This window comes from Micromonospora sp. A200 (genome assembly GCF_029893845.1).
Lineage (GTDB): Bacteria > Actinomycetota > Actinomycetes > Mycobacteriales > Micromonosporaceae > Micromonospora > Micromonospora purpureochromogenes.
Map to the genome: position 1 here is coordinate 95,335 of NZ_JARXXY010000001.1, position 19,887 is coordinate 115,221.

General features: G+C 73.5%; 12 protein-coding genes. 9 read left to right on the forward strand and 3 right to left on the reverse strand.

What is annotated here, in order from left to right:
• Positions 1–186: 186 nt before the first annotated feature.
• Together M2302_RS00450 and M2302_RS00455 are read right to left on the reverse strand one after the other, a co-directional pair.
• Positions 187–855 (reverse strand): DUF305 domain-containing protein, encoded by a 669-nt coding sequence (locus M2302_RS00450; protein WP_280835977.1) that lies wholly within the window; start codon positions 853–855, stop codon positions 187–189.
• An 8-nt stretch (positions 856–863) separates the two neighbouring features.
• The gene (locus tag M2302_RS00455) at positions 864–1,661 is read right to left on the reverse strand and encodes a DUF3105 domain-containing protein (RefSeq protein ID WP_280835978.1); all 798 of its coding nucleotides are present in this window, start codon (positions 1,659–1,661) and stop codon (positions 864–866) included.
• 97 nt (positions 1,662–1,758) lie between these two features.
• On the opposite strand from M2302_RS00455, the gene argS reads away from it, so the two are divergent.
• From argS to M2302_RS00485, 6 genes are all read left to right on the forward strand, one after another.
• Positions 1,759–3,423 (forward strand): arginine--tRNA ligase, encoded by a 1,665-nt coding sequence (gene argS, locus M2302_RS00460; protein WP_280835979.1) that lies wholly within the window; start codon positions 1,759–1,761, stop codon positions 3,421–3,423.
• A 6-nt stretch (positions 3,424–3,429) separates the two neighbouring features.
• Positions 3,430–4,815 (forward strand): diaminopimelate decarboxylase, encoded by a 1,386-nt coding sequence (lysA, locus tag M2302_RS00465; RefSeq protein ID WP_280835980.1) that lies wholly within the window; start codon positions 3,430–3,432, stop codon positions 4,813–4,815.
• Positions 4,816–4,823: 8 nt separating this feature from the next.
• Positions 4,824–6,137 carry a homoserine dehydrogenase gene (locus tag M2302_RS00470; protein ID WP_280836235.1) on the forward strand — a complete coding sequence of 438 codons (1,314 nt, stop codon included), beginning with the start codon at positions 4,824–4,826 and terminating at the stop codon, positions 6,135–6,137.
• Between the two features lie 107 nt (positions 6,138–6,244).
• Positions 6,245–7,294, forward strand: coding sequence for a threonine synthase (gene thrC / locus M2302_RS00475; RefSeq protein ID WP_280835981.1), 1,050 nt, complete (start codon positions 6,245–6,247; stop codon positions 7,292–7,294).
• A gap of 197 nt (positions 7,295–7,491) precedes the next feature.
• Complete coding sequence (locus M2302_RS00480) at positions 7,492–10,761, forward strand: efflux RND transporter permease subunit (RefSeq protein ID WP_280835982.1); 3,270 nt, start codon at positions 7,492–7,494, stop codon at positions 10,759–10,761.
• Between the two features lie 229 nt (positions 10,762–10,990).
• A complete protein-coding gene (locus tag M2302_RS00485) occupies positions 10,991–12,235 on the forward strand; it encodes an MFS transporter (protein WP_280835983.1) in 1,245 nt (414 codons plus the stop codon).
• A 22-nt stretch (positions 12,236–12,257) separates the two neighbouring features.
• Here the strand turns inward: M2302_RS00485 and M2302_RS00490 are convergent, their stop codons facing one another.
• Positions 12,258–12,749: a hypothetical protein gene (locus M2302_RS00490; RefSeq protein ID WP_280835984.1), complete on the reverse strand. Its 492-nt coding sequence runs from the start codon at positions 12,747–12,749 to the stop codon at positions 12,258–12,260.
• A 105-nt stretch (positions 12,750–12,854) separates the two neighbouring features.
• Here M2302_RS00490 and thrB point away from each other — a divergent pair, with 105 nt between their 5' ends.
• The 3 genes from thrB to M2302_RS00505 all read left to right on the forward strand — a co-directional run bounded on the left by thrB (position 12,855) and on the right by M2302_RS00505 (position 19,811).
• Positions 12,855–13,799: a homoserine kinase gene (thrB, locus tag M2302_RS00495; protein ID WP_280835985.1), complete on the forward strand. Its 945-nt coding sequence runs from the start codon at positions 12,855–12,857 to the stop codon at positions 13,797–13,799.
• A 297-nt stretch (positions 13,800–14,096) separates the two neighbouring features.
• Positions 14,097–16,214, forward strand: a complete 2,118-nt coding sequence (gene rho, locus M2302_RS00500; RefSeq protein ID WP_280835986.1) for a transcription termination factor Rho — start codon at positions 14,097–14,099, stop codon at positions 16,212–16,214.
• Positions 16,215–16,358: 144 nt separating this feature from the next.
• Complete coding sequence (locus M2302_RS00505) at positions 16,359–19,811, forward strand: phosphodiester glycosidase family protein (RefSeq protein WP_280835987.1); 3,453 nt, start codon at positions 16,359–16,361, stop codon at positions 19,809–19,811.
• The last annotated feature ends 76 nt before the right edge of the window (positions 19,812–19,887 follow it).

The following is a 19,887-nucleotide window of genomic DNA, read 5'->3' on the forward strand; positions in this document are numbered from 1 at the left end:
CTGCGCAACGAGCCCGAATCGCAACTGGTCACGATATGTGGGGAGAAAAGTCTCCAACGACCGCAATCGGTCGGAGCGGCCAAAGGCTGCTAAAAGGGCGTAAAGGGGCACCGGGTGGATCGGAACGGATGGAGGCCCGCGTCCGCCAGGGCGGTACGCGGGCCTCCGTCGAGCCGGGTGCCGGGATCAGCCGCCCAGGCGCTTGAGGGCGTTCTGGAGGTTGACCAGGTCCGTCTGCTGGGTGTTCTTCATGGTCTGCGCGACCGTGAGCACGTCGTCGTCCCCGCCGTGGTCGAGGATGCCCTGGATCATGTGGATCCCACCCAGGTGGTGCTTGATCATCATGCGCAGGAAGAGCACGTCGAGGTCGTGTCCCTGCGCCGCGCGCAGCTGCGCCATCTCCTGCGGCGTCGCCATGCCGGGCATCAGCCCGTCCCGGAGGCTGTCCCGGCCGTCCGGCATCCAGGCCATCGCGGGGTCGGAGCCGGTCGGGTCCAGCCCCCACGACCGCAGCCAGGTCTGCATGGTGCCGATCTCGCCCTGCTGACCGGTGGCGATGTCGCCGCCGACCTGGCGTACCTCCGGGTCGCTGCCCTTCTGGAAGGCGATCAGCCCCATCTCCACCGCCTGGGCGTGATGGCTGGTCATGTCCCGGGCGAAGCCCGCCTCGGCCGAGCTGTCACCCGGTCGGGTGAGGCTCGGCGTCAGCAGGCCGCCGGCGTAACCCAGAAGGAGACCGACCACGACGGCGGCGGTCAGCGCGAGGACGCCGTAGCGGCGCGCGGACCGCCGGCCACCGTCGTCGGTGACCGGGGCCTCGTCGGGTGCGCTGGCCGTCGTCACGGGAGCGGTCATGGCCGTCCTTACTGGGTGGGCTGCGGGTCGCGCGGGGTGGTGCCGGTGGCCGTGATGCCCTGGCCGCAGTTGGCGTTCGGGCCCTCGACCGAGGCGTTGACGCGCAGGGTCTTGATGAAGTCGTCGATCCGGCCGTCGTCGGCGTTGTCGACCTTGAGCTGGTAGCCCCAGGCCTGCAGCGAGATCGGCTTGTCCAGCCCGTCGAACGGGCTGAGCATCAGCTTCTCCTTGCCCTGGACCCTGGTCTTGAGCTTCGTCACCTGGTCGGCCGGCAGGTCGGAGCGGTACGTGATCCAGACCGCGCCGTGCTCCATGCTGTGCACCGCGTGCTCGCTGGCGATCGGGGCGTCGTAGACGTCACCCATGCAGTTCTGCCAGGCCGCGTTGTGCGGGCCGGCGACCGGCGGGTTGACGTCGTACTTGATCGGGCCCTGCTGGTGCTGGCCGCCCTGGACGAGCTTGGCGTCCTTCTCCCGGAAGTCGACGATGCCGTCGATGTCGGCCGCCCGCTTCTCCCACGGCTTGGAGCCCTGGAAGGCCGCGTACGCGCCGTACCCGATGATCGCCGCGGCGAGTACGCCGACGGCCACGAAGAGCGCGATCGGGCCCCAGGGCCGGCCCTGGCTCACCTTGACCGGTGTGATCGGCTTGCGGGGGCCCTTGCCACCCGAGGTCTGACGGGGGGAGCCCGCCGACTTGCCGGCCCCGGGCTTGGCGCCGGACGCGGGCCGGCCAGCCGCCGGCTTCTTGCCGGTGCTGACCACGGTCGGACGGCGCTCCGGGCCGCCCGGGGTGCTGATGCTCATGGTGCCTCGTCAGGTCGGTCGGTCAGGGGATTGGCGGGCAGGGTGACGCGCAGGGTCGCCGCCGAGTGACCGAGTCTACCCCCGATAACATGGTTCGGTGACTCCCGCAGAACTCGCCGAGGTCGTCCTCTCCGCAGCCCACGCCGTCTTCACCGAGCGGGGCCTGGACCCGGCCGCGCTCCCGGCGCGGACGGCGGTGGAGCGACCGCGCAATCCCGAGCACGGCGACTACGCCTCGACGCTGGCGCTGCAGCTCAGCAAGAAGGTGGGGGTCCCGCCGCGGGAGCTGGCCGCCGCGCTGGCCGACCAGCTCGGCCGCGCCCCGGGGGTCAAGTCCGTGGAGATCGCCGGCCCCGGCTTCCTCAACATCCGGCTCGACGCCGCCGCCGCGGGCCAGCTCGCCCGGTCGATCGTCGAGGCCGGCGCGGAGTACGGCCGCAGCGACGCCCTCGCCGGCCAGAAGATCAACCTCGAGTTCGTCTCGGCCAACCCCACCGGCCCGGTGCACATCGGCGGCGTCCGCTGGGCGGCCGTCGGTGACGCGCTGAGCCGGCTGCTCCGCGCCACCGGCGCCGACGTGGGCACCGAGTACTACTTCAACGACGCCGGCTCCCAGATCGACCGGTTCGCCCGGTCGCTGCTCGCCGCCGCGAAGGGCGAGCCGGCCCCCGAGGACGGGTACGGCGGCGCGTACATCGCCGAGATCGCCGAGCAGGTCCGCGCCGTCCGGCCGGACGTGCTGGAGCTGGACGACGCCGCCGCCCAGGAGGTCTTCCGGGTCGAGGGCGTCGCGCTGATGTTCGCCGAGATCAAGTCCTCGCTGCGCGCCTTCGGGGTGGAGTTCGACACCTACTTCAACGAGAAGGACCTGCACGACCGCGGTGAGCTGGACCACGCGCTCAACCGGCTGCGGGAGCAGGGGCACCTCTACGAGTCCGAGGGCGCGACCTGGCTGCGCACCACCGACTTCGGCGACGACAAGGACCGGGTGCTGCGCAAGTCCAACGGCGAGTGGACGTACTTCGCCGCCGACTGCGCCTACTACCTGGACAAGCGCGAGCGGGGCTTCGAGCGGGTCGTGATCATGCTGGGCGCCGACCACCACGGCTACATCGGCCGGATGAAGGCGATGGCGGCCTGCTTCGGCGACGACCCGGACCGCAACCTGGAGATCCTCATCGGCCAGCTGGTCAACCTGGTCCGCGAGGGCGCTCCGGTGCGGATGAGCAAGCGGGCCGGCACCGTGGTTACCCTGGAGGACCTGGTCGACGCGATCGGCGTGGACGCCTCCCGGTACGCGCTGGCCCGCTACTCCAGCGACTCCCCGATCGACATCGACGTCGAGCTGTGGACCCGGGCCACCCGGGACAACCCGGTCTACTACGTGCAGTACGTCGCCGCCCGGACGGCCAGCGTCGGGCGCAACGCCGCCGAGGTCGGGCTGACCCGCGGCGACGCCGCTGGCTTCCGGGCCGAGCTGCTCGGGCACGAGAAGGAGAACGAGCTGCTCAAGGCGCTCGCCGAGTTCCCGGCCGTGGTGGCCACCGCCGCCGAGCTGCGGGGGCCGCACCGGGTGGCCCGCTACCTGGAGGAGCTGGCCGGGGCGTACCACCGGTTCTACGACAACTGCCGGATCCTGCCGCGCGGCGACGAGGAGGTCACCGACCTGCACCGGGCCCGGCTCTGGCTCAACGACGCGACGCGGGTGGTCATCGCCAACGGCCTGCACCTGCTCGGCGTCACCGCTCCGGAGAGGATGTGAGCATTCGTGCGCGCGCATGAGGCCGGTGCCCTGCACGGCGACATCGGCAGCCGGGAGCCGGCGTGGCTGCGTACCCCGACCGACGTCAACGCCCTGGTGCCGCAGCTGTGGCCGCGCAACGTGACCCGCGGCGCCGACGGCGCGCTCGCCGTCGCCGGCCTGGGCATCCACGACATCGCCGCCGAGTACGGCACCCCGCTGTACGTCCTCGACGAGGACGACCTGCGCTCGCGCTGCCGCGACTTCCGCGCCGCCTTCCAGGACGTCGACGTCTACTACGCGGGCAAGGCGTTCCTCTGCCGTGCCGTGGTCCGCATGATCGCCGAGGAGGGCCTGCACCTCGACGTCTGCACCGGCGGCGAGCTGGCCACCGCGCTCTCGGCGGGGATGCCGCCGGAGAAGATCGGCTTCCACGGCAACAACAAGTCCGTGGCCGAGCTGACCCGGGCGCTGGACGCCGGGGTGGGCCGGATCATCCTCGACTCGTTCACCGAGATCGACCGGCTCACCGCGCTGGCCCGCGAGCGCGGGGTACGCCCCGGCGTGCTGATCCGGGTCACCGTCGGCGTCGAGGCGCACACCCACGAGTTCATCGCCACCGCGCACGAGGACCAGAAGTTCGGCTTCTCGCTCGCCGGCGGGGCGGCCGCGGCGGCCGCCTTCAAGGTGCTCGACGAGGGCGTGCTCGACCTGCGCGGCCTGCACTCGCACATCGGGTCGCAGATCTTCGACGCCAGCGGCTTCGAGGTCTCCGCCCGCCGGGTGCTCGCCCTGCAGGCGCAGATCCGCGACGCCCGCGGGGTGGAGCTGCCCGAGCTGGACCTCGGCGGCGGCTTCGGCATCGCGTACACCACCCAGGACGACCCGGCCTCGCCGCAGGAGCTGGCCAAGCGGCTGCGCAAGATCGTCGACGGCGAGTGCGCGGCCGAGCGGCTGGCCGTGCCGCACCTGTCGATCGAGCCCGGTCGGGCGATCGTCGGCCCGGCGGTCTTCACCCTGTACGAGGTCGGCACGGTCAAGGACGTCGACGGGATCCGCACCTACGTCAGCGTCGACGGCGGGATGAGCGACAACATCCGCACCGCGCTCTACGACGCCTCGTACTCTGCCACGATGGCGAACCGGGCGTCGGTGGCCGAGCCGATGCTCGCCCGCGTGGTGGGAAAGCACTGTGAGTCCGGGGACATCGTGGTGAAGGATGAATTCCTGCCCGCCGACGTGCAGCCCGGAGATCTTGTCGCGGTGCCCGGCACGGGCGCGTACTGCCGCAGCATGGCCAGCAACTACAACCACGTGCCCCGCCCCCCGGTGGTCGCGGTGCGGGACGGCCGGGCCCGGCTGATCGTCCGGCGGGAGACCGAAGAGGACCTGTTGGCATTGGATGTTGGATGACGTCACCTGTGCGTTTGGCGCTGCTCGGCTGCGGGACCGTGGGCAGCGAGGTGGTCCGGTTGCTGCACGAGCAGTCGGCCGACCTCGCCGCCCGGATCGGCGCCCCACTGGAGATCGCCGGCATCGCCGTACGCCGGGTCGGGCGCGACCGCGGTGACCTGCCGGTCGACCCGGCGCTGTTCACCACCGACCCGCTCGGGCTGATCAAGCGCGACGACATCGACGTGGTGGTCGAGGTGGTCGGCGGCATCGAGCCGGCGCGCGGTTGGCTGGTCGAGGCGCTGCGGGCCGGCAAGAGCGTGGTCACCGCCAACAAGGCGCTGCTCGCCGAGGACGGCGCGGCCCTGCACGACGCGGCGGCCGAGGGCGGCGCCGACCTCTACTACGAGGCCTCGGTGGCCGGGGCGATCCCGCTGCTGCGCCCGCTGCGCGACTCGCTGCACGGGGACCGGATCAACCGGGTCACCGGCATCGTCAACGGCACCACCAACTTCATCCTCTCCGCGATGGACGCCACCGGCGCCGGCTTCGCCGAGGCGCTGGAGGAGGCCACCGAGCTCGGGTACGCCGAGGCGGACCCCACCGCCGACGTGGAGGGCTTCGACGCCGCCGCCAAGGCCGCCATCCTCGCCTCGCTGGCGTTCCACACCCGGGTCACCGCCGCCGACGTGCACCGCGAGGGGATCACCGAGGTGACCGCCGCGGACGTGGCCAGCGCCCGGGCGATGGGCTGCACGATCAAGCTGCTCTGCATCGCGGCCCGGGGCGCCGACGCGGAGGGCCGGGAGACGGTCAGCGTGCGGGTGCACCCGGCGATGATCCCGCTGACCCACCCGCTGGCCAGCGTCGGCGACGCGTTCAACGCGGTCTTCGTCGAGGCCGAGGCGGCCGGGCAGCTGATGTTCTACGGCCGGGGCGCCGGTGGCGCGCCGACGGCCAGCGCCGTCCTCGGCGACGTGGTGGCGGTGGCGCGCAACCGGCTCGCCGGGGCGCGGGCGGCCAGCGAGTCCGCGTACGCCGACCTGGCGGTGCGGCCGATGGGGGAGGCGCTGACCCGCTACCACATCAGCCTCGACGTGGCCGACCGTCCGGGTGTGCTGGAGGCGGTGGCCGGGGTGTTCGCCCGGCACGAGGTCTCCATCGCCACCGTGCGGCAGGGCCCGGCGGGCGGCGGGCCGGCCGGTCGGGGTTCCGACGCCGAGCTGGTCATCGTCACCCACGTCGCGCCGGACGCGGCGCTCGCCGCGACCGTACGCGAGCTGCGCGGGCTGGACATCGTCGGATCGGTGACCAGCGTGCTGCGGGTGGAGGGCGGGCAGTAGGGCGTCCCGTCTGGTGGGTGGCGGCGGGTGCGCCGGTCGCCGCCCCCGTCGGCTGGTCCAGGCTTGAGACACCCCCGATTGGGACGGGGCGAGGCGAGGAGAGCGACATGTGGCGCGGTCTGATCGAGACGTACCGGGACCGACTGCCGGTCACCGACGCCACCCCCGTCGTCACCCTGCACGAGGGGAACACGCCGCTGCTGCCCGCGCCGGTGCTCTCCGCCCGACTCAACTGTGACGTGCACCTGAAGGTCGAGGGGGCCAACCCGACCGGCTCGTTCAAGGACCGCGGGATGACCGTCGCGGTGTCCAAGGCGGTCGAGGCGGGCGACAAGGTGATCATCTGCGCCTCCACCGGCAACACCAGCGCCTCCGCCGCGGCGTACGCGGCCCGGGCCGGGATCACCTGCGCGGTGCTGGTGCCGCAGGGCAAGATCGCGCTGGGCAAGCTCGCCCAGGCGCTGGTGCACGGGGCGAAGCTGCTCCAGGTCCACGGCAACTTCGACGACTGCCTGTCGCTGGCCGCGAAGCTCGCCCAGGACTTCCCGGTGGCGCTGGTCAACTCGGTCAACCCGGACCGGCTGCACGGCCAGAAGACTGCCGCCTTCGAGATCGTCGAGGCGCTCGGCGACGCCCCCGACATCCACTGCCTGCCGGTCGGCAACGCCGGCAACATCTCCGCGTACTGGATGGGCTACGGCGAGGACCTGGCCGCCGGCAACGCCACCCGGGCCCCGAAGATGTACGGCTTCCAAGCCGCCGGCGCCGCGCCGATCGTGACCGGCCAGGTGGTGCACGAGCCGTCCACGATCGCCACCGCCATCCGGATCGGCAACCCGGCGAGCTGGACGAAGGCGGTCGACGCCCGGGACGCCTCGCAGGGCCTGATCGCGGCGGTCACCGACCGGGAGATCCTGTCGGCGTACCGGCTGCTCGCCCGGGAGGTGGGCGTCTTCGTCGAGCTGGGCAGCGCGGCCAGCGTGGCCGGCCTGCTCCAGCAGGCCGCGGCGGGCCGGGTCCCGCCCGGTTCCACGGTCGTCTGCACGGTCACCGGCCACGGCCTCAAGGACCCGGAGTGGGCCATCTCCACCGCCCCCGCCCCGGTCACCATCGCCAACGACCCCCTCGCCGCCGCCCGCTCCCTCGACCTCGCCTGACCCCGGGCCCCCGCGACGGGGTCGAGCGTTGATCATGAAGTTGACAAGACGGAACGCGCTTTCCTCCGGCGGTAACTTCATGGTCAACGAGCGGGGTGCCGGTGGGTGGGGGCGGCGGTGGCCCGGTGGGGGTGGGGGAAAGTGAATCGGGCACACTCTGGTCACCCCGTCGACCTCCTGCAGGAGTGAGTCCGCCGATGTCGCTGCTCGCCAGATCCAGCCTCGCCAACCGGGGACTGGTCGCCCTGATCGCGGTGGTGACCGCGGCGTTCGGGGCGTTCGCCGTCCCCTCGCTCAAGCAGCAGCTGCTGCCGTCGCTGGAGTTCCCCGGCGCGTTCGTCGTGGCGGTCTACCCCGGCGCCGGGCCGGAGATCGTCGAGTCCCAGGTCACCGAGCCGATCGAGAACAGCCTCCAGGGCCTGCCCGGGCTGGAGAAGGTCACCTCCACCTCGCGGGAGGGTTCGGCGACCGTCTCGGTGCAGTTCGAGTTCGGCACCGACGTCGACGACGCGGCCAACAAGATGCAGACCGCGCTGGGCCGGATCGACGCGCAGCTCCCCGCGGAGGTGGACCCGCAGGTCCTCACCGGGAGCACCGACGACCTGCCCGCGGTGGTGCTCGCCGCCAGCGGCGGCGGTGACGAGCGGGCGCTGGCGGAGAAGCTGCGCAGCACCGTCGTACCCGAGCTGGAGGGGATCGACGGCGTCCGTACCGTCGAGGTGACCGGCACCCGCGACCAGGTCGTGACGATCACGCCGGACCCGGCGAAGTTCGCCGCCGCGAAGCTGGCGCCGACCGCCATTCCGACGGCGCTGAAGACCAACGGCATCTCCGTGCCGGCCGGCACGGTCACCGACGGCACCCGGGCGCTCCCGGTGCAGGTCGGCGCCCCGATCACCACCCTGGACGACCTGCGCGGCATCGTGCTCACCCCGAGCGTGCCCAAGGCGCCGCCGGTCCGCCTCGGTGACGTGGCCGCCGTGCAGCAGCAGCTCGCCCCGGCCACCGCGATCACCCGCACCAACGGCATCGAGAGCCTCGGCGTCCAGGTGATCGCCGCCCCGGACGGCAACGCCGTGCGCATCTCGCACGAGATCCGGGACCGGCTCGACGCCCTGCGCTCCGCCTCCGGCGCCGAGCTGACCGTCGTCTTCGACCAGGCGCCGTTCGTCGAGAAGTCGATCGAGAGCCTGACCACCGAGGGCCTGCTCGGCCTGCTCATGGCCGTGGTGGTGATCCTGGTCTTCCTGCTGTCGGTGCGCTCCACCCTGGTCACCGCGGTCTCCATCCCGCTGTCGGTGGTGGTGGCGCTGCTCGCGCTCTGGGTCGGCGACTACTCGCTCAACCTGCTCACCCTCGGCGCGCTCACCATCGCCGTGGGCCGGGTGGTCGACGACTCGATCGTGGTGCTGGAGAACATCAAACGCCACCTGGAGTACGGCGAACCCAAGCGGGACGCGATCGTCGCCGCGGTCCGCGAGGTGGCCGGCGCGGTGACCGCGTCGACCCTCACCACGGTCGCGGTGTTCGCACCGATCGCGCTGGTGGGCGGCTTCGTCGGGCAGCTCTTCGCGCCGTTCGCGATCACCGTGACGGTGGCCCTGCTCGCCTCGCTGCTGGTCTCGCTGACCGTGATCCCGGTGCTGGCGTACTGGTTCCTCACGCCGCGCCGGGCCGGGGCGGACGACGCCGAGGTGCGCCGGGCCGCCGAGGAGAAGGAGCTGCGCAGCCCGTTGCAGCGGGCGTACCTGCCGACGATCGGGTTCGCCACCCGCACCCGTGGGACCCGCTGGATCACCGTCGCGGTGGGGCTGCTGGTGCTGCTCGGCACGTTCGGCCTCGCCCAGAAGCTGGAGACCAACTTCCTGGACGACTCCGGCCAGGACACCCTGAACATCACCCAGGAGTTGCCGGCGGGCGCCGGACTGGCCGCCACCGACCAGGCGGCCCGCCGGGTCGAGGAGGTGCTCGGCCGGACCGACGGCGTCGAGACGTACCAGGTCACGGCGGGCGGCAGCGACCAGCCGTGGCTGGCCGGCGGGGGCAACAACACCGCCCGCTGGTCGGTGGCGCTCGACGGCGACACCGACGCCAAGGAGATGAAGGAGATCCTGCGGGAGAAGTTCGACGCCCTCGGCGCCGAGGGCGGCGAGCTCACCTTCGGCCAGGGCCAGGGTGACCAGCTGGAGCTGGTCGTCCAGGCCGCCGACCAGGAGACGCTGGCCAGGGCCGCCGAGGAGGCTCACGCGGCGATGGCCGGCACGCCGGACGTCGAGGACGTCTCGACCAGCCTGGCGACGCGGGTGGCCCGGGTCGACGTCACCGTCGACCGGCTCCCCGCGGCCCGGGTCGGGCTGAGCGAGGCGGCGGTCGGGCAGCTGGTGTCGCAGGCGTACCGGGGTGCCCCGCTGGGGCGGGTGACCCTGGACGGCGGTCAGCAGGACGTGGTGCTGCGGACCTCGGCCACTCCGCCGACGACCATGGAGCAGCTGCGCGCCCTGCCGGTCGGCCCGGTCAAGCTGGACGACATCGCGGACGTCACCGAGGGCTACGGACCGCAGCAGGTCACCCGGATCGACGGCGAGCGCAGCGTGTCCGTCACCGGCACCGCCACCGGCTCCAACCTGGGGGCGATCACCCAGGAGCTGCGGAAGCGGGTCGCCGACATCGACGTACCCGGCGCGACGGTGACCGTCGGTGGCGCGAGCGCCGAGCAGGAGGACGCCTTCGGCGACCTGGGCCTGGCGGTGCTGGCCGCGATCGCGATCGTCTTCCTGATCATGGTGGCGACCTTCCGCAGCATCACCCAGGCGCTGATCCTGCTGATCTCGATCCCGTTCGCCGCGACCGGCGCGATCGGCCTGCTGCTGGCCACCGGCACCCCGCTGGGCGTGCCGGCGCTGATCGGCGTGCTCATGCTGGTCGGCATCGTGGTGACCAACGCGATCGTGCTGCTGGACCTGGTCAACCAGTACCGGGCGCAGGGGATGGGCGTGACCGAGGCGGTGGTCGAGGGCGGCCGGCGGCGGCTGCGTCCGATCCTGATGACCGCGGTCGCCACCATCTTCGCGCTGCTGCCGATGGCCCTCGGGCTGACCGGCGAGGGCGGCTTCATCTCCCAGCCGCTGGCCGTGGTGGTGATCGGCGGTCTGCTCAGCTCGACGCTGCTGACCCTGGTGCTGGTGCCGACGCTCTACACCATGGTGGAGCGCACCAAGGAGTCGCTGCGGGCCCGCCGGGCCCGGCGCTCCGGCGGCCCGGCCCCGGTCGAGCCGGCCGCGCCGGCCGCCGCCGGGGACGAGGCCGAGGCACCGGTCCCGGCCGCGGTCGCCGCCACTGGTACGCCGGCCGCCGGGTCGCCGGCCCGGCCGGCGCCCTCGGCCGCGCTGCTGGACGGCACGGACCAGTTCGAGGTGCTGCGGCTGCCGAAGAGCCGGCGCTCGCCGCTGCCGCCGACCGAGGAGTAGTCCGACCACGCACAGCGCCCCCGGCCCGTACCACCGGCCGGGGGCGCTGTGCTGTCGAAACTCCGACAGCCCGCCGTGACCTTGGCCCTGTGCCGGCGTTGCGGCGGCCCCCTACCGTCGGTTGTCGATCATCCACTTCGGACGACCAGACGGGCGACACCTTCGTCACCGTCTCCCAGCTGGTGCGACGCACCGCCGCGGTGTGAGCGGCCGGGTAAGGTTCGGGCACGTGTCGCCCACCTTTTCGGTCCTCACCCGCAACCGGAACTTCCGCAACCTCTTCCTGGCCGAGCTGGTGGTCTTCGGCGCCGACTGGTTCGTCATGGTGCCGCTGCTGGTGCTCCTGCCGAAGCTGACCGGCAGCGGCGTCTGGGGCGCGCTGGTGCTCGCCCTGGACACCGGGGTGGTCGCGCTGCTGCTGCCGTACACGGGAACCATCGCCGACCGGTTCGACCGCAAGAAGATCATGATGGTGGCGAACGTCGCCGCCCTGCTCGGGGTGCTGCTCCTGCTCGGCGTGCGCAGCGCCGGTACCGCCTGGCTGGCCATGCTGGCGATCGCCGCGGTGGCGGTGGCGAAGGCGTTCTACTCGCCCGCCGCGCAGGCCGCCCTGCCCAATGTGCTCGACCCGGACGAACTGGCCGCCGGCAACGCGATCGCCGGCTCCGCCTGGGGCACGATGACCGTGGTCGGCGCCTCGCTCGGCGGCGTGCTGAGCGCGGCGGCCGGGCCGTACGCCTGCTTCTGGGTGGCGGCGGTCGGCCTGGCGCTGGCCGCGGGCCTGGCCGCGCTGATCCGCCGGCCCCTGCAGGCCCCCCGGGACGCCGACCTGCCGACGCCGCGCACCTGGGCGGCGATCCGGGAGGCGCTGGGCTACATCGGGCACCGGCCGCGGGTGCTGGCGCTGGTTACGGTCAAGTCGGCGGTCGGGCTGGGCAACGGCGTGCTGACCGTCTTCCCGCTGCTCGCCGGCGTGTACGGCGTCGGCCCGGTCGGCGCCGGGCTGCTCTTCGCGTTCCGGGGCGCGGGGGCGCTGGTCGGGCCGATCCTGATGCGCCGGGTACTCACCAACCGGGCCTGGCTGCTGCCTGGTCTGGCCGCGTCGATGTCCCTGTACGGCCTGGCCTACCTGGGCACCTCGGTGGTCGGCTGGTTCCCGCTGGTGCTGGTCCTGGTCTTCGTGGCCCACTTCGGCGGCGGCAGCAACTGGGTGCTGTCGAACTTCGCCCTGCAGGGCGAGGTGCCGGACCGGCTGCGCGGCCGGGTCTTCGCCACCGACATGATGCTGGCGACGCTGGCCATCTCGGTCAGCCAGCTGGTGGTGGCCTCGGTGGTGGACGTGGTCGACGAGCGGGTGGTGCTCGCCGGCTGCGGACTGGTGACGCTGGTCTACGCGGTGGGCTGGCGGATCGCCACCCGTCGCCTCTCGCTGTCCGACCCGGCCACGGAGGCGGCGCCGGCATCCGCCCCCTGACCTCCGGCGGGCGTTCGGCGGATCAGGTCCGGTCCTGCGTGGCCGGGGGCGCGGGGAGGTCGGAGCCGCCCCACTGGGTGGCGGGGGGAGCCGGCGATTGCGGGGCGGGGTCGGGCTGGCCCTCGTCGTCCCCGGCCGGCGGCGTCCAGCCCGCCCAGTCGACGGCGGGCGCGGCGATCGGCCGGCCGGCAAGCGCCGCGGCGACGAGCAGGCCGAGCCCGACCGGATATCCGATCGCCCACAGCACACCGACGGCGAGGCTGAACAGCCGTAACCTGCGGTACCCGCCGCCACCGGCCCAGCCGACATCGAGCAGGTGCGGCAGGACGAGGTTCAAGGTCAGACTGAGCAGGCTGACCGCCAGCAGCACCGCAATGCCCGAGATCATCAGCGCCCGGGCCCGGTGGGGCAGCCGGCCGCGGCGCGCCACGGCCAGCACCAGGCCGGTCACCAGCACGGCCAGGGTGGGCAGTTCCCCGCCGATCTGCAGGATCGAGAAACCGAAGAGTTCCATTCCGCCTCCGTCTGACCGTAAGTCGGGTCAGGCTAGCCGAGATGATCAGTTCCCACGCTCCGGGCGGAACCCCGCCACGTCGGTCCCGGGCCCTAGCATGAGCCGGTGCCGTTGACTTTCGCCGCCGGGCCGGTCCGTGTCCGGGTGCCCGCCACCAGCGCCAACCTGGGCCCGGGCTTCGACGCGCTGGGCCTCGCCCTCGGGCTGCATGACGACGTGGCGGCCGAGGTGACCTCGGGCGGCGTACGGGTGTCGGTGACCGGCGAGGGCGCCGGTGAACTGCCGGCGGACGACCGGCACCTGGTGGCCCGCGCCATGCGCGCCACCTTCGACGTGCTCGGCGCTCAGCCGCCGGGGCTGGCGCTGGAGTGCGTCAACCGGATCCCGCAGGCCCGTGGCCTGGGCTCCTCCTCGGCGGCGATCGTGGCCGGGGTGCTGCTGGCCCGTGCGTTGGTCACCGACGGGCCGGAGCGACTCGACGACGACGCGGTGCTCCGGCTGACCGCCGAGATCGAGGGCCATCCGGACAACGTGGCCCCCTGCCTGCTGGGCGGCTTCACCGTGGCCTGGACGGAGCCCGGCGGCGCGCGGGCGGTGTCGCTGCCCGTCGCCGGGGGGATCCGGCCCACCGTCTTCGTCCCGGCCGAGCGCGGGCTGACCGCGACCGCCCGGGCGGCGCTGCCGGTGACCGTTCCGCATGCCGACGCCGCGCAGAACGCCGGCCGGGCCGCGCTGCTGGTGCACGCCCTGACCGCCGAGCCGGCGTTGCTGCTGCCGGCGACCGTCGACCGGCTGCACCAGGACTACCGGGCACCCGGGATGCCGGGGACGGCGGCCCTGGTCAGCGCGCTACGTGCGGCGGATGTGGCGGCTGTGGTCAGTGGGGCGGGGCCGACCGTGCTGGCGCTCGGCGAGCCGCCGAGCGGCTTCCAGGCGGGAACAGACTGGCAGGTCTGGCGGTTGTCGGTAGAGGTGCGCGGCGCAACGGTCGCGCGGGGTAGACTGGGACACGCCGAGCGGGACCCTGTTGCCGCAGGTCGGAAGAGTTGATTACGCTCTAGACTTAGCACAGCCGCGAAGCATGCGATCTCCCTGCGGGTCGGCGCACCCCCGAAGCTCTCGGCGGTAAGCCCGTCACCCCTGCCAAGGCCCACGCCGCACCGCAGTTTCCACAGGTCGCCGCAGACGGCGAGACCTGCTCACCGATGCTGGTGAGTCGGGAAACCGACCAGCTGCTGTGCCACAGACTCCCGCGACGTGTCCATGCGAGGCGGGTGCACCGAGGCCGCCCGGCCACCTGAGCTTGTCGACTCCGGGCAGTCCCGGCCTATCGAGGGAAGGAATCCATTGAGCGACACCACCGACGTGACGTCGGATGTTTCCAACGTCGCTGGCGATGCCACCACCGCTGCCCCCGCCCGTCGTCGACGCAGCGGCACCGGCCTGTCGGCGATGCTGCTGCCAGAGCTGCAGAGCCTGGCCGCGTCGCTCGGCATCTCCGGGACGGCGCGTATGCGCAAGGGCGAACTGATCAGCGCGATCACCGAGCGGCAGCAGGGCGGCGCCGGCACCCCTCGACCGCGGGCCGAGGTTGCGGCTGCGGCCGCCCCCGCCCGTGAAGAGGTGCACGCCGAGGTTCGCGAGACCGGTGAGCGGGCTGCCGAGCAGGCTGCCGCCGCACCGGCCGCCGCCGGCGAGGCCGAGGGCCGTACCCGGACCCGGCGCAGCCGGGCCGCCGCCGAGGGCCGTCCCGCCGAGGGCCGTCCCGCCGAGGGCCGTCCCGTCGAGGCGCGGACGGAGGAGGCTGCTCCCGTCGAGACCGGCGAGCGTGCCGAGCGCGGCGAGGGCCGGGACCGGGCCGAGCGCGGCGAGCGTGCCGAGCGCGGTGACCGCGGTGACCGCGGTGACCGGGCCGAGCGTGCCGAGCGCGGCGAGCGTGCCGAGCGCGGTGAGCGTGCCGAGCGCGGTGAGCGGGCCGAGCGCGGTGAGCGTGCCGAGCGCGGTGAGCGTGCCGAGCGCGGTGACCGGGCCGAGCGCGGTGACCGCAACGAGCGGGCCGACCGTGGCGACCGGGCCGAGCGCGGCGAGCGCAACGACCGCGGTGAGCGGGCCGAGCGTGACCGCACCGACCGGGGCGACCGCAACGACCGCGGTGGCGACCGGGCCCAGCGCGACAACGACACCGACGAGGACGGCGAGGGCGGCGGCCGGCGTGGCCGGCGCAGCCGGTTCCGCGACCGTCGGCGTGGCCGCGGCGAGCGTGCCGAGGGCGGCGACGGTGGCCGCGAGGGCGGTCGCGAGGGCGGTCGCGAGCCGCAGGTCAGCGAGGACGACGTGCTCGTCCCGGTGGCCGGCATCGTCGACATCCTCGACAACTACGCCTTCGTCCGGACCACCGGCTACCTGGCCGGCCCGAACGACGTCTACGTCTCGATGTCCCAGATCAAGAAGTACGGGCTGCGCCGCGGTGACGCGATCACCGGTGCGGTGCGGGCCTCCGCTCGTGACGGTGAACAGCGGCGGGACAAGTACAACCCGCTGGTCCGGCTGGACACCATCAACGGCATGGAGCTGGACGAGGCCAAGCGTCGTCCCGAGTTCTACAAGCTCACTCCGCTGTACCCGCAGGAGCGGCTGCGGCTGGAGACCGAGCCGCACATCCTCACCACCCGGGTGATCGACCTGGTCATGCCCATCGGCAAGGGGCAGCGGGCGCTGATCGTGTCGCCGCCGAAGGCCGGTAAGACCATGGTGCTGCAGGCGATCGCGAACGCCATCACGCACAACAACCCGGAGTGCCACCTGATGGTGGTGCTGGTGGACGAGCGGCCCGAAGAGGTCACCGACATGCAGCGCACGGTCAAGGGCGAGGTCATCGCGGCCACGTTCGACCGTCCGCCGCAGGACCACACCACGGTGGCCGAGCTGGCGATCGAGCGGGCCAAGCGCCTGGTCGAGCTGGGGCACGACGTGGTCGTGCTGCTCGACTCGGTGACCCGGCTCGGCCGGTCGTACAACCTGGCGGCGCCGGCCAGCGGCCGGATCATGTCGGGTGGTATCGACTCCACCGCGCTCTACCCGCCGAAGCGCTTCCTCGGCGCGGCCCGCAACATCGAGAACGGCGGCTCGCTGACCATCCTCGCCACCGCGCTGGTGGAGACCGGGTCCATGGCGGACACGGTCATCTTCGAGGAGTTCAAGGGCACCGGTAACGCGGAGCTGAAGCTGGACCGGAAGATCGCCGACAAGCGGACCTTCCCGGCCGTTGACGTCAGTGCGTCCAGCACCCGCAAGGAGGAGATCCTGCTCTCGCCGGAGGAGCTGGCCATCATCCACAAGCTCCGCAAGGTGCTGCACTCGCTGGACTCCCAGGCGGCGCTGGACCTCCTGCTGGACCGGCTCAAGAAGTCCCGTACCAACATCGAGTTCCTGATGCAGATCGCCAAGTCGACCCCGGGGGAGTGACCTCACCCGGGTGAGACCCGCGAAGGGCACGGCCGCATCGGCCGTGCCCTTCGTCGTATCCCGGGCCGGCGGGATTTGGAATTTTCCTTCAATTCAGTCCCCGGGTATTGAAACTTCTGTTCACGGCCGGGTTGACTGTCGTCCATGCGTACCCGCAGCCGAACCGCCCGCCTTCCCGGCGTCCTGCTGTTGACGCCGCTGCTCGCGCTCGCCGGGGCCGTCCCGGCGTCCGCCGCGCCGCCCGCCGCCGGCACCGCCGCCGAGGACGCCCCCCGCGCCTCGTCGTACCCGGCCGCCGCGGTGGCGCTCGCCCCGGCCGGCGTCGCGCCGGCCGACGGACTGGAGACCGCCCGGACCACCCGCCCGGTCGCGCCGGGGCTCGACCTCACCTCCTTCGACCGGTACGACGCCGCCGGCTGGCTGCGCGCCGACGCGCTCACCGCCGACCTGGGCGGCGGGCTGACGGTCGACTACGTCAACTCCGGGGAGGTGGCCCGGGCCGAGCCGTTGCGCGGCGCGGTCGACAGGTCCCGGGCCGTCGCCGCCGTCAACGGCGACTTCTTCGACATCAACAACTCCGGTGCCGCGCAGGGCGTCGGCATCCGCGCCGGCGAACTGATCCAGTCGCCGATCGCCGGCCACCACAACGCGGCCGCGATCACCGGCGACGGCCTCGGCCGGGTGGTCCAGGTGCACTTCGACGGCACCGCGACGCTGCCGACCGGCCCGGTCACCCTGACCCAGTTCAACAACATGGTGCAGGCCAACGGCGTCGGCGTGTTCACCGCGCTCTGGGGGTCGTACCCCCGGCGGCGGGCCGTCGACGGGGCGGCCCGGGTCACCGAGGTGGCGGTCCGGGACGGCCGGGTGGCCACCGTCGGCGCCGCGGCGGGCGAGGGGCCGATTCCGGCCGGGACCACCGTGCTGCTCGGCCGGGACGCCGGCGCGGACGCCCTGGCCGCCCTGCGCCCCGGCGACCCGATCGACCTGACCTGGAAGCCGAAGCCCTCCGAGGGCGGCGAACTGCGCGCCGCCGTGGGCGGCGGCAACGTCCTGGTCCGCGACGGGGCGGTGCAGACCATCGCCGACCCGACCCTGGCCCCGCGCACCGCCGTCGGCTTCTCCGCCGACGGGCGGCGGATGATCCTGCTCACCGTGGACGGGCGTCAGCTGGACAGCCGGGGCGTCACGCAGACCGAGATGGGCGAGATGATGGCCGGGCTGGGCGCGTACCACGCGCTCAACCTGGACGGGGGCGGCTCGTCCACCCTGCTCGCCCGGGAGCCCGGCGCGGCGGCCGTGCAGGTGGAGAACAGCCCCTCCGACGGCACCGAGCGCCCGGTCCCCAACGGGCTGGCGGTCTACGCCCCTGAGGGCAGCGGGCGGCTCACCGGGTACTGGCTGGAGACCGCGAGCGACCCGACCGCCGCGCCGGGCGTCGCGCCGGTGCGGGGCGGCCGGCCCGACCGGGTCTTCCCCGGACTGACCCGCCGGCTGACCGCCGCGGGCCACGACGAGACGTACGGCCCGGCGGAGGGCGCGCCGACGTGGCGGGCGAACCCGGCGGCGCAGGGCACCGTGGCCGACGGGCTCTTCCGAGCCGGCGCACCCGGCCGCAGCACCGTCACCGCCTGGCGCGGCGATGCCCGGGGCACGGTCGAGCTGACCGTGCTCGGCCCGCTGGCCCGGGTCGACTCCACCGTGGACCGGGTCGGCCTGAACCGGGCCGGCGACAGCGGGCTGTTCGGCGTGGTCGGCTACGACGCCGAGGGCAACACCGCGCCGATCGAGCCGGCCGACCTGAAGCTGGAGTACGACCCGAAGCTGCTGGCGGTCACCCCCACCGCCGACGGCAACCTGTCGGTCAAGGCCCTCGGCGACAGCGGCTCCGCCCTGGTCACCGTCCACGTCGGCCGGCACGCCACGGTACTGCCGGTGACCGTCGGGCTGACCGACGTGCCGGTGGCCGGCTTCGACGACGCGGCCTCCTGGAGGTTCAGCCAGGCCCGGGCCAGCGGCGCGGTCGCCCCGGCGCCGGGGCACACCGGCACCGGCCTGCGGATGACGTACGACTTCAGCCAGTCCACCGGCACCCGGGCCGCCTACGCCGACCCGCCGGCCTGGATCGCGGTGCCCGGCCAGCCGCAGGCGTTCGGCATGTGGATCCACGGCAACGGCACCGGCGAGTGGCCCAGCCTGCACCTGCACGACGCGCAGGACACCCAGCACGTGCTGCGCGGCCCGCTGGTCACCTGGAAGGGCTGGAAGTACGTCGAGTTCGCGGTGCCGCCTGGCGTGCAGTACCCGGTGCGGGTCCGCCGGTTCTACGTGGCGGAGACCAACCCGGCGGCGCAGTACACCAGCGAGGTCATCATCGACGACCTGGTGGCGAAGGTGCCGCCCACCCTCGACGCGCCGGCCGAGCCGCCCCGTACCGATCGGGTGGTGCTGCGCGACGGCACGGTGGACGGCGCGCCCTGGCGCTTCGCGGTGATGTCCGACGCCCAGTTCGTCGCCGCCGACCCGGACAGCGACCTGGTCGCCCAGGCCCGCCGTACGCTGCGCGAGGTCAAGGCGGCGAAGCCGGACTTCCTGGTGATCAACGGCGACTTCGTGGACACCGCGTACCCGGCGGACTTCGCGCTGGCGAAGCGGCTGCTGGACGAGGAACTGGGCGGCGAGCTGCCCTGGTACTACGTCCCGGGCAACCACGAGATCATGGGCGCGCCGATCGACAACTTCCGCGCCGTCTTCGGCGACACCCAGCGGGTCTTCGACCACGAGGGCACCCGGTTCGTCACGCTGAACTCGTCCACCGGGTCGCTGCGCGGTGGTGGCTTCGACCAGGTCCGGATGCTGCGCGAGGCGCTCGACTCGGCCGCCGCCGACCCGGCGGTCGGTTCGGTGGTGGTACTGCACCACCACCCGCCCCGCGACCCGAGCCCCGCCAAGGCCAGTCAGCTCGGCGACCGCAAGGAGGCGGCGCTGCTGGAGCAGTGGCTGGCCGACTTCCAGCACCGCACCGGCAAGGGCGCCCTGTTCGTCGGCGGGCACGTCGGCACCTTCCACGCCGACCGGGTGGACGGCGTGCCGTACGTGATCAACGGCAACTCGGGCAAGAACCCGTCGACGCCGCCGCAGCTCGGCGGCTTCACCGGCTGGACCGAGTTCGGCGTGGACCCGGTGACCCCGGCCGAGGCCGACCGGGCCCGCCGGGATCCGCTGGTCGAGGGGCCGCGCTGGGTCGCCGCGGAGTTCCACGCCCACACCGACCGGCTCGCGGTGAGCGCGCCGGCCGCCGTGCCGGTGGGGACGCCGGCCACGGTGACCGCGACGCTGACCCAGCCGGGCGGCCGTACCGTCCCCGTGGCGGCGCCGGTCAGCGCCGACTGGTCCGCCTCGCCGAACGTCCACATCGGAAGCCCCGGCGGCCTGCGGCCCTGGCACGTGGCCCGCTTCGACCCGGCCACCGGGCAACTGACCGCGCTGCGGGCCGGCACGCAGGTGCTGCTCGCGGTGACCGTGAACGGCGTCCGGGTCGAGGCGACGGTCGCGCTGACGGCGACGGAGACACCTGGGGAGGCACCCGCCGCCTGACCGGCCCGGCGTACGCCGGGCATCCCGCCCGCCGGTCGGCCCCTGCGGCGAGGGGCCGACCGGCGGTGCGCTCCGG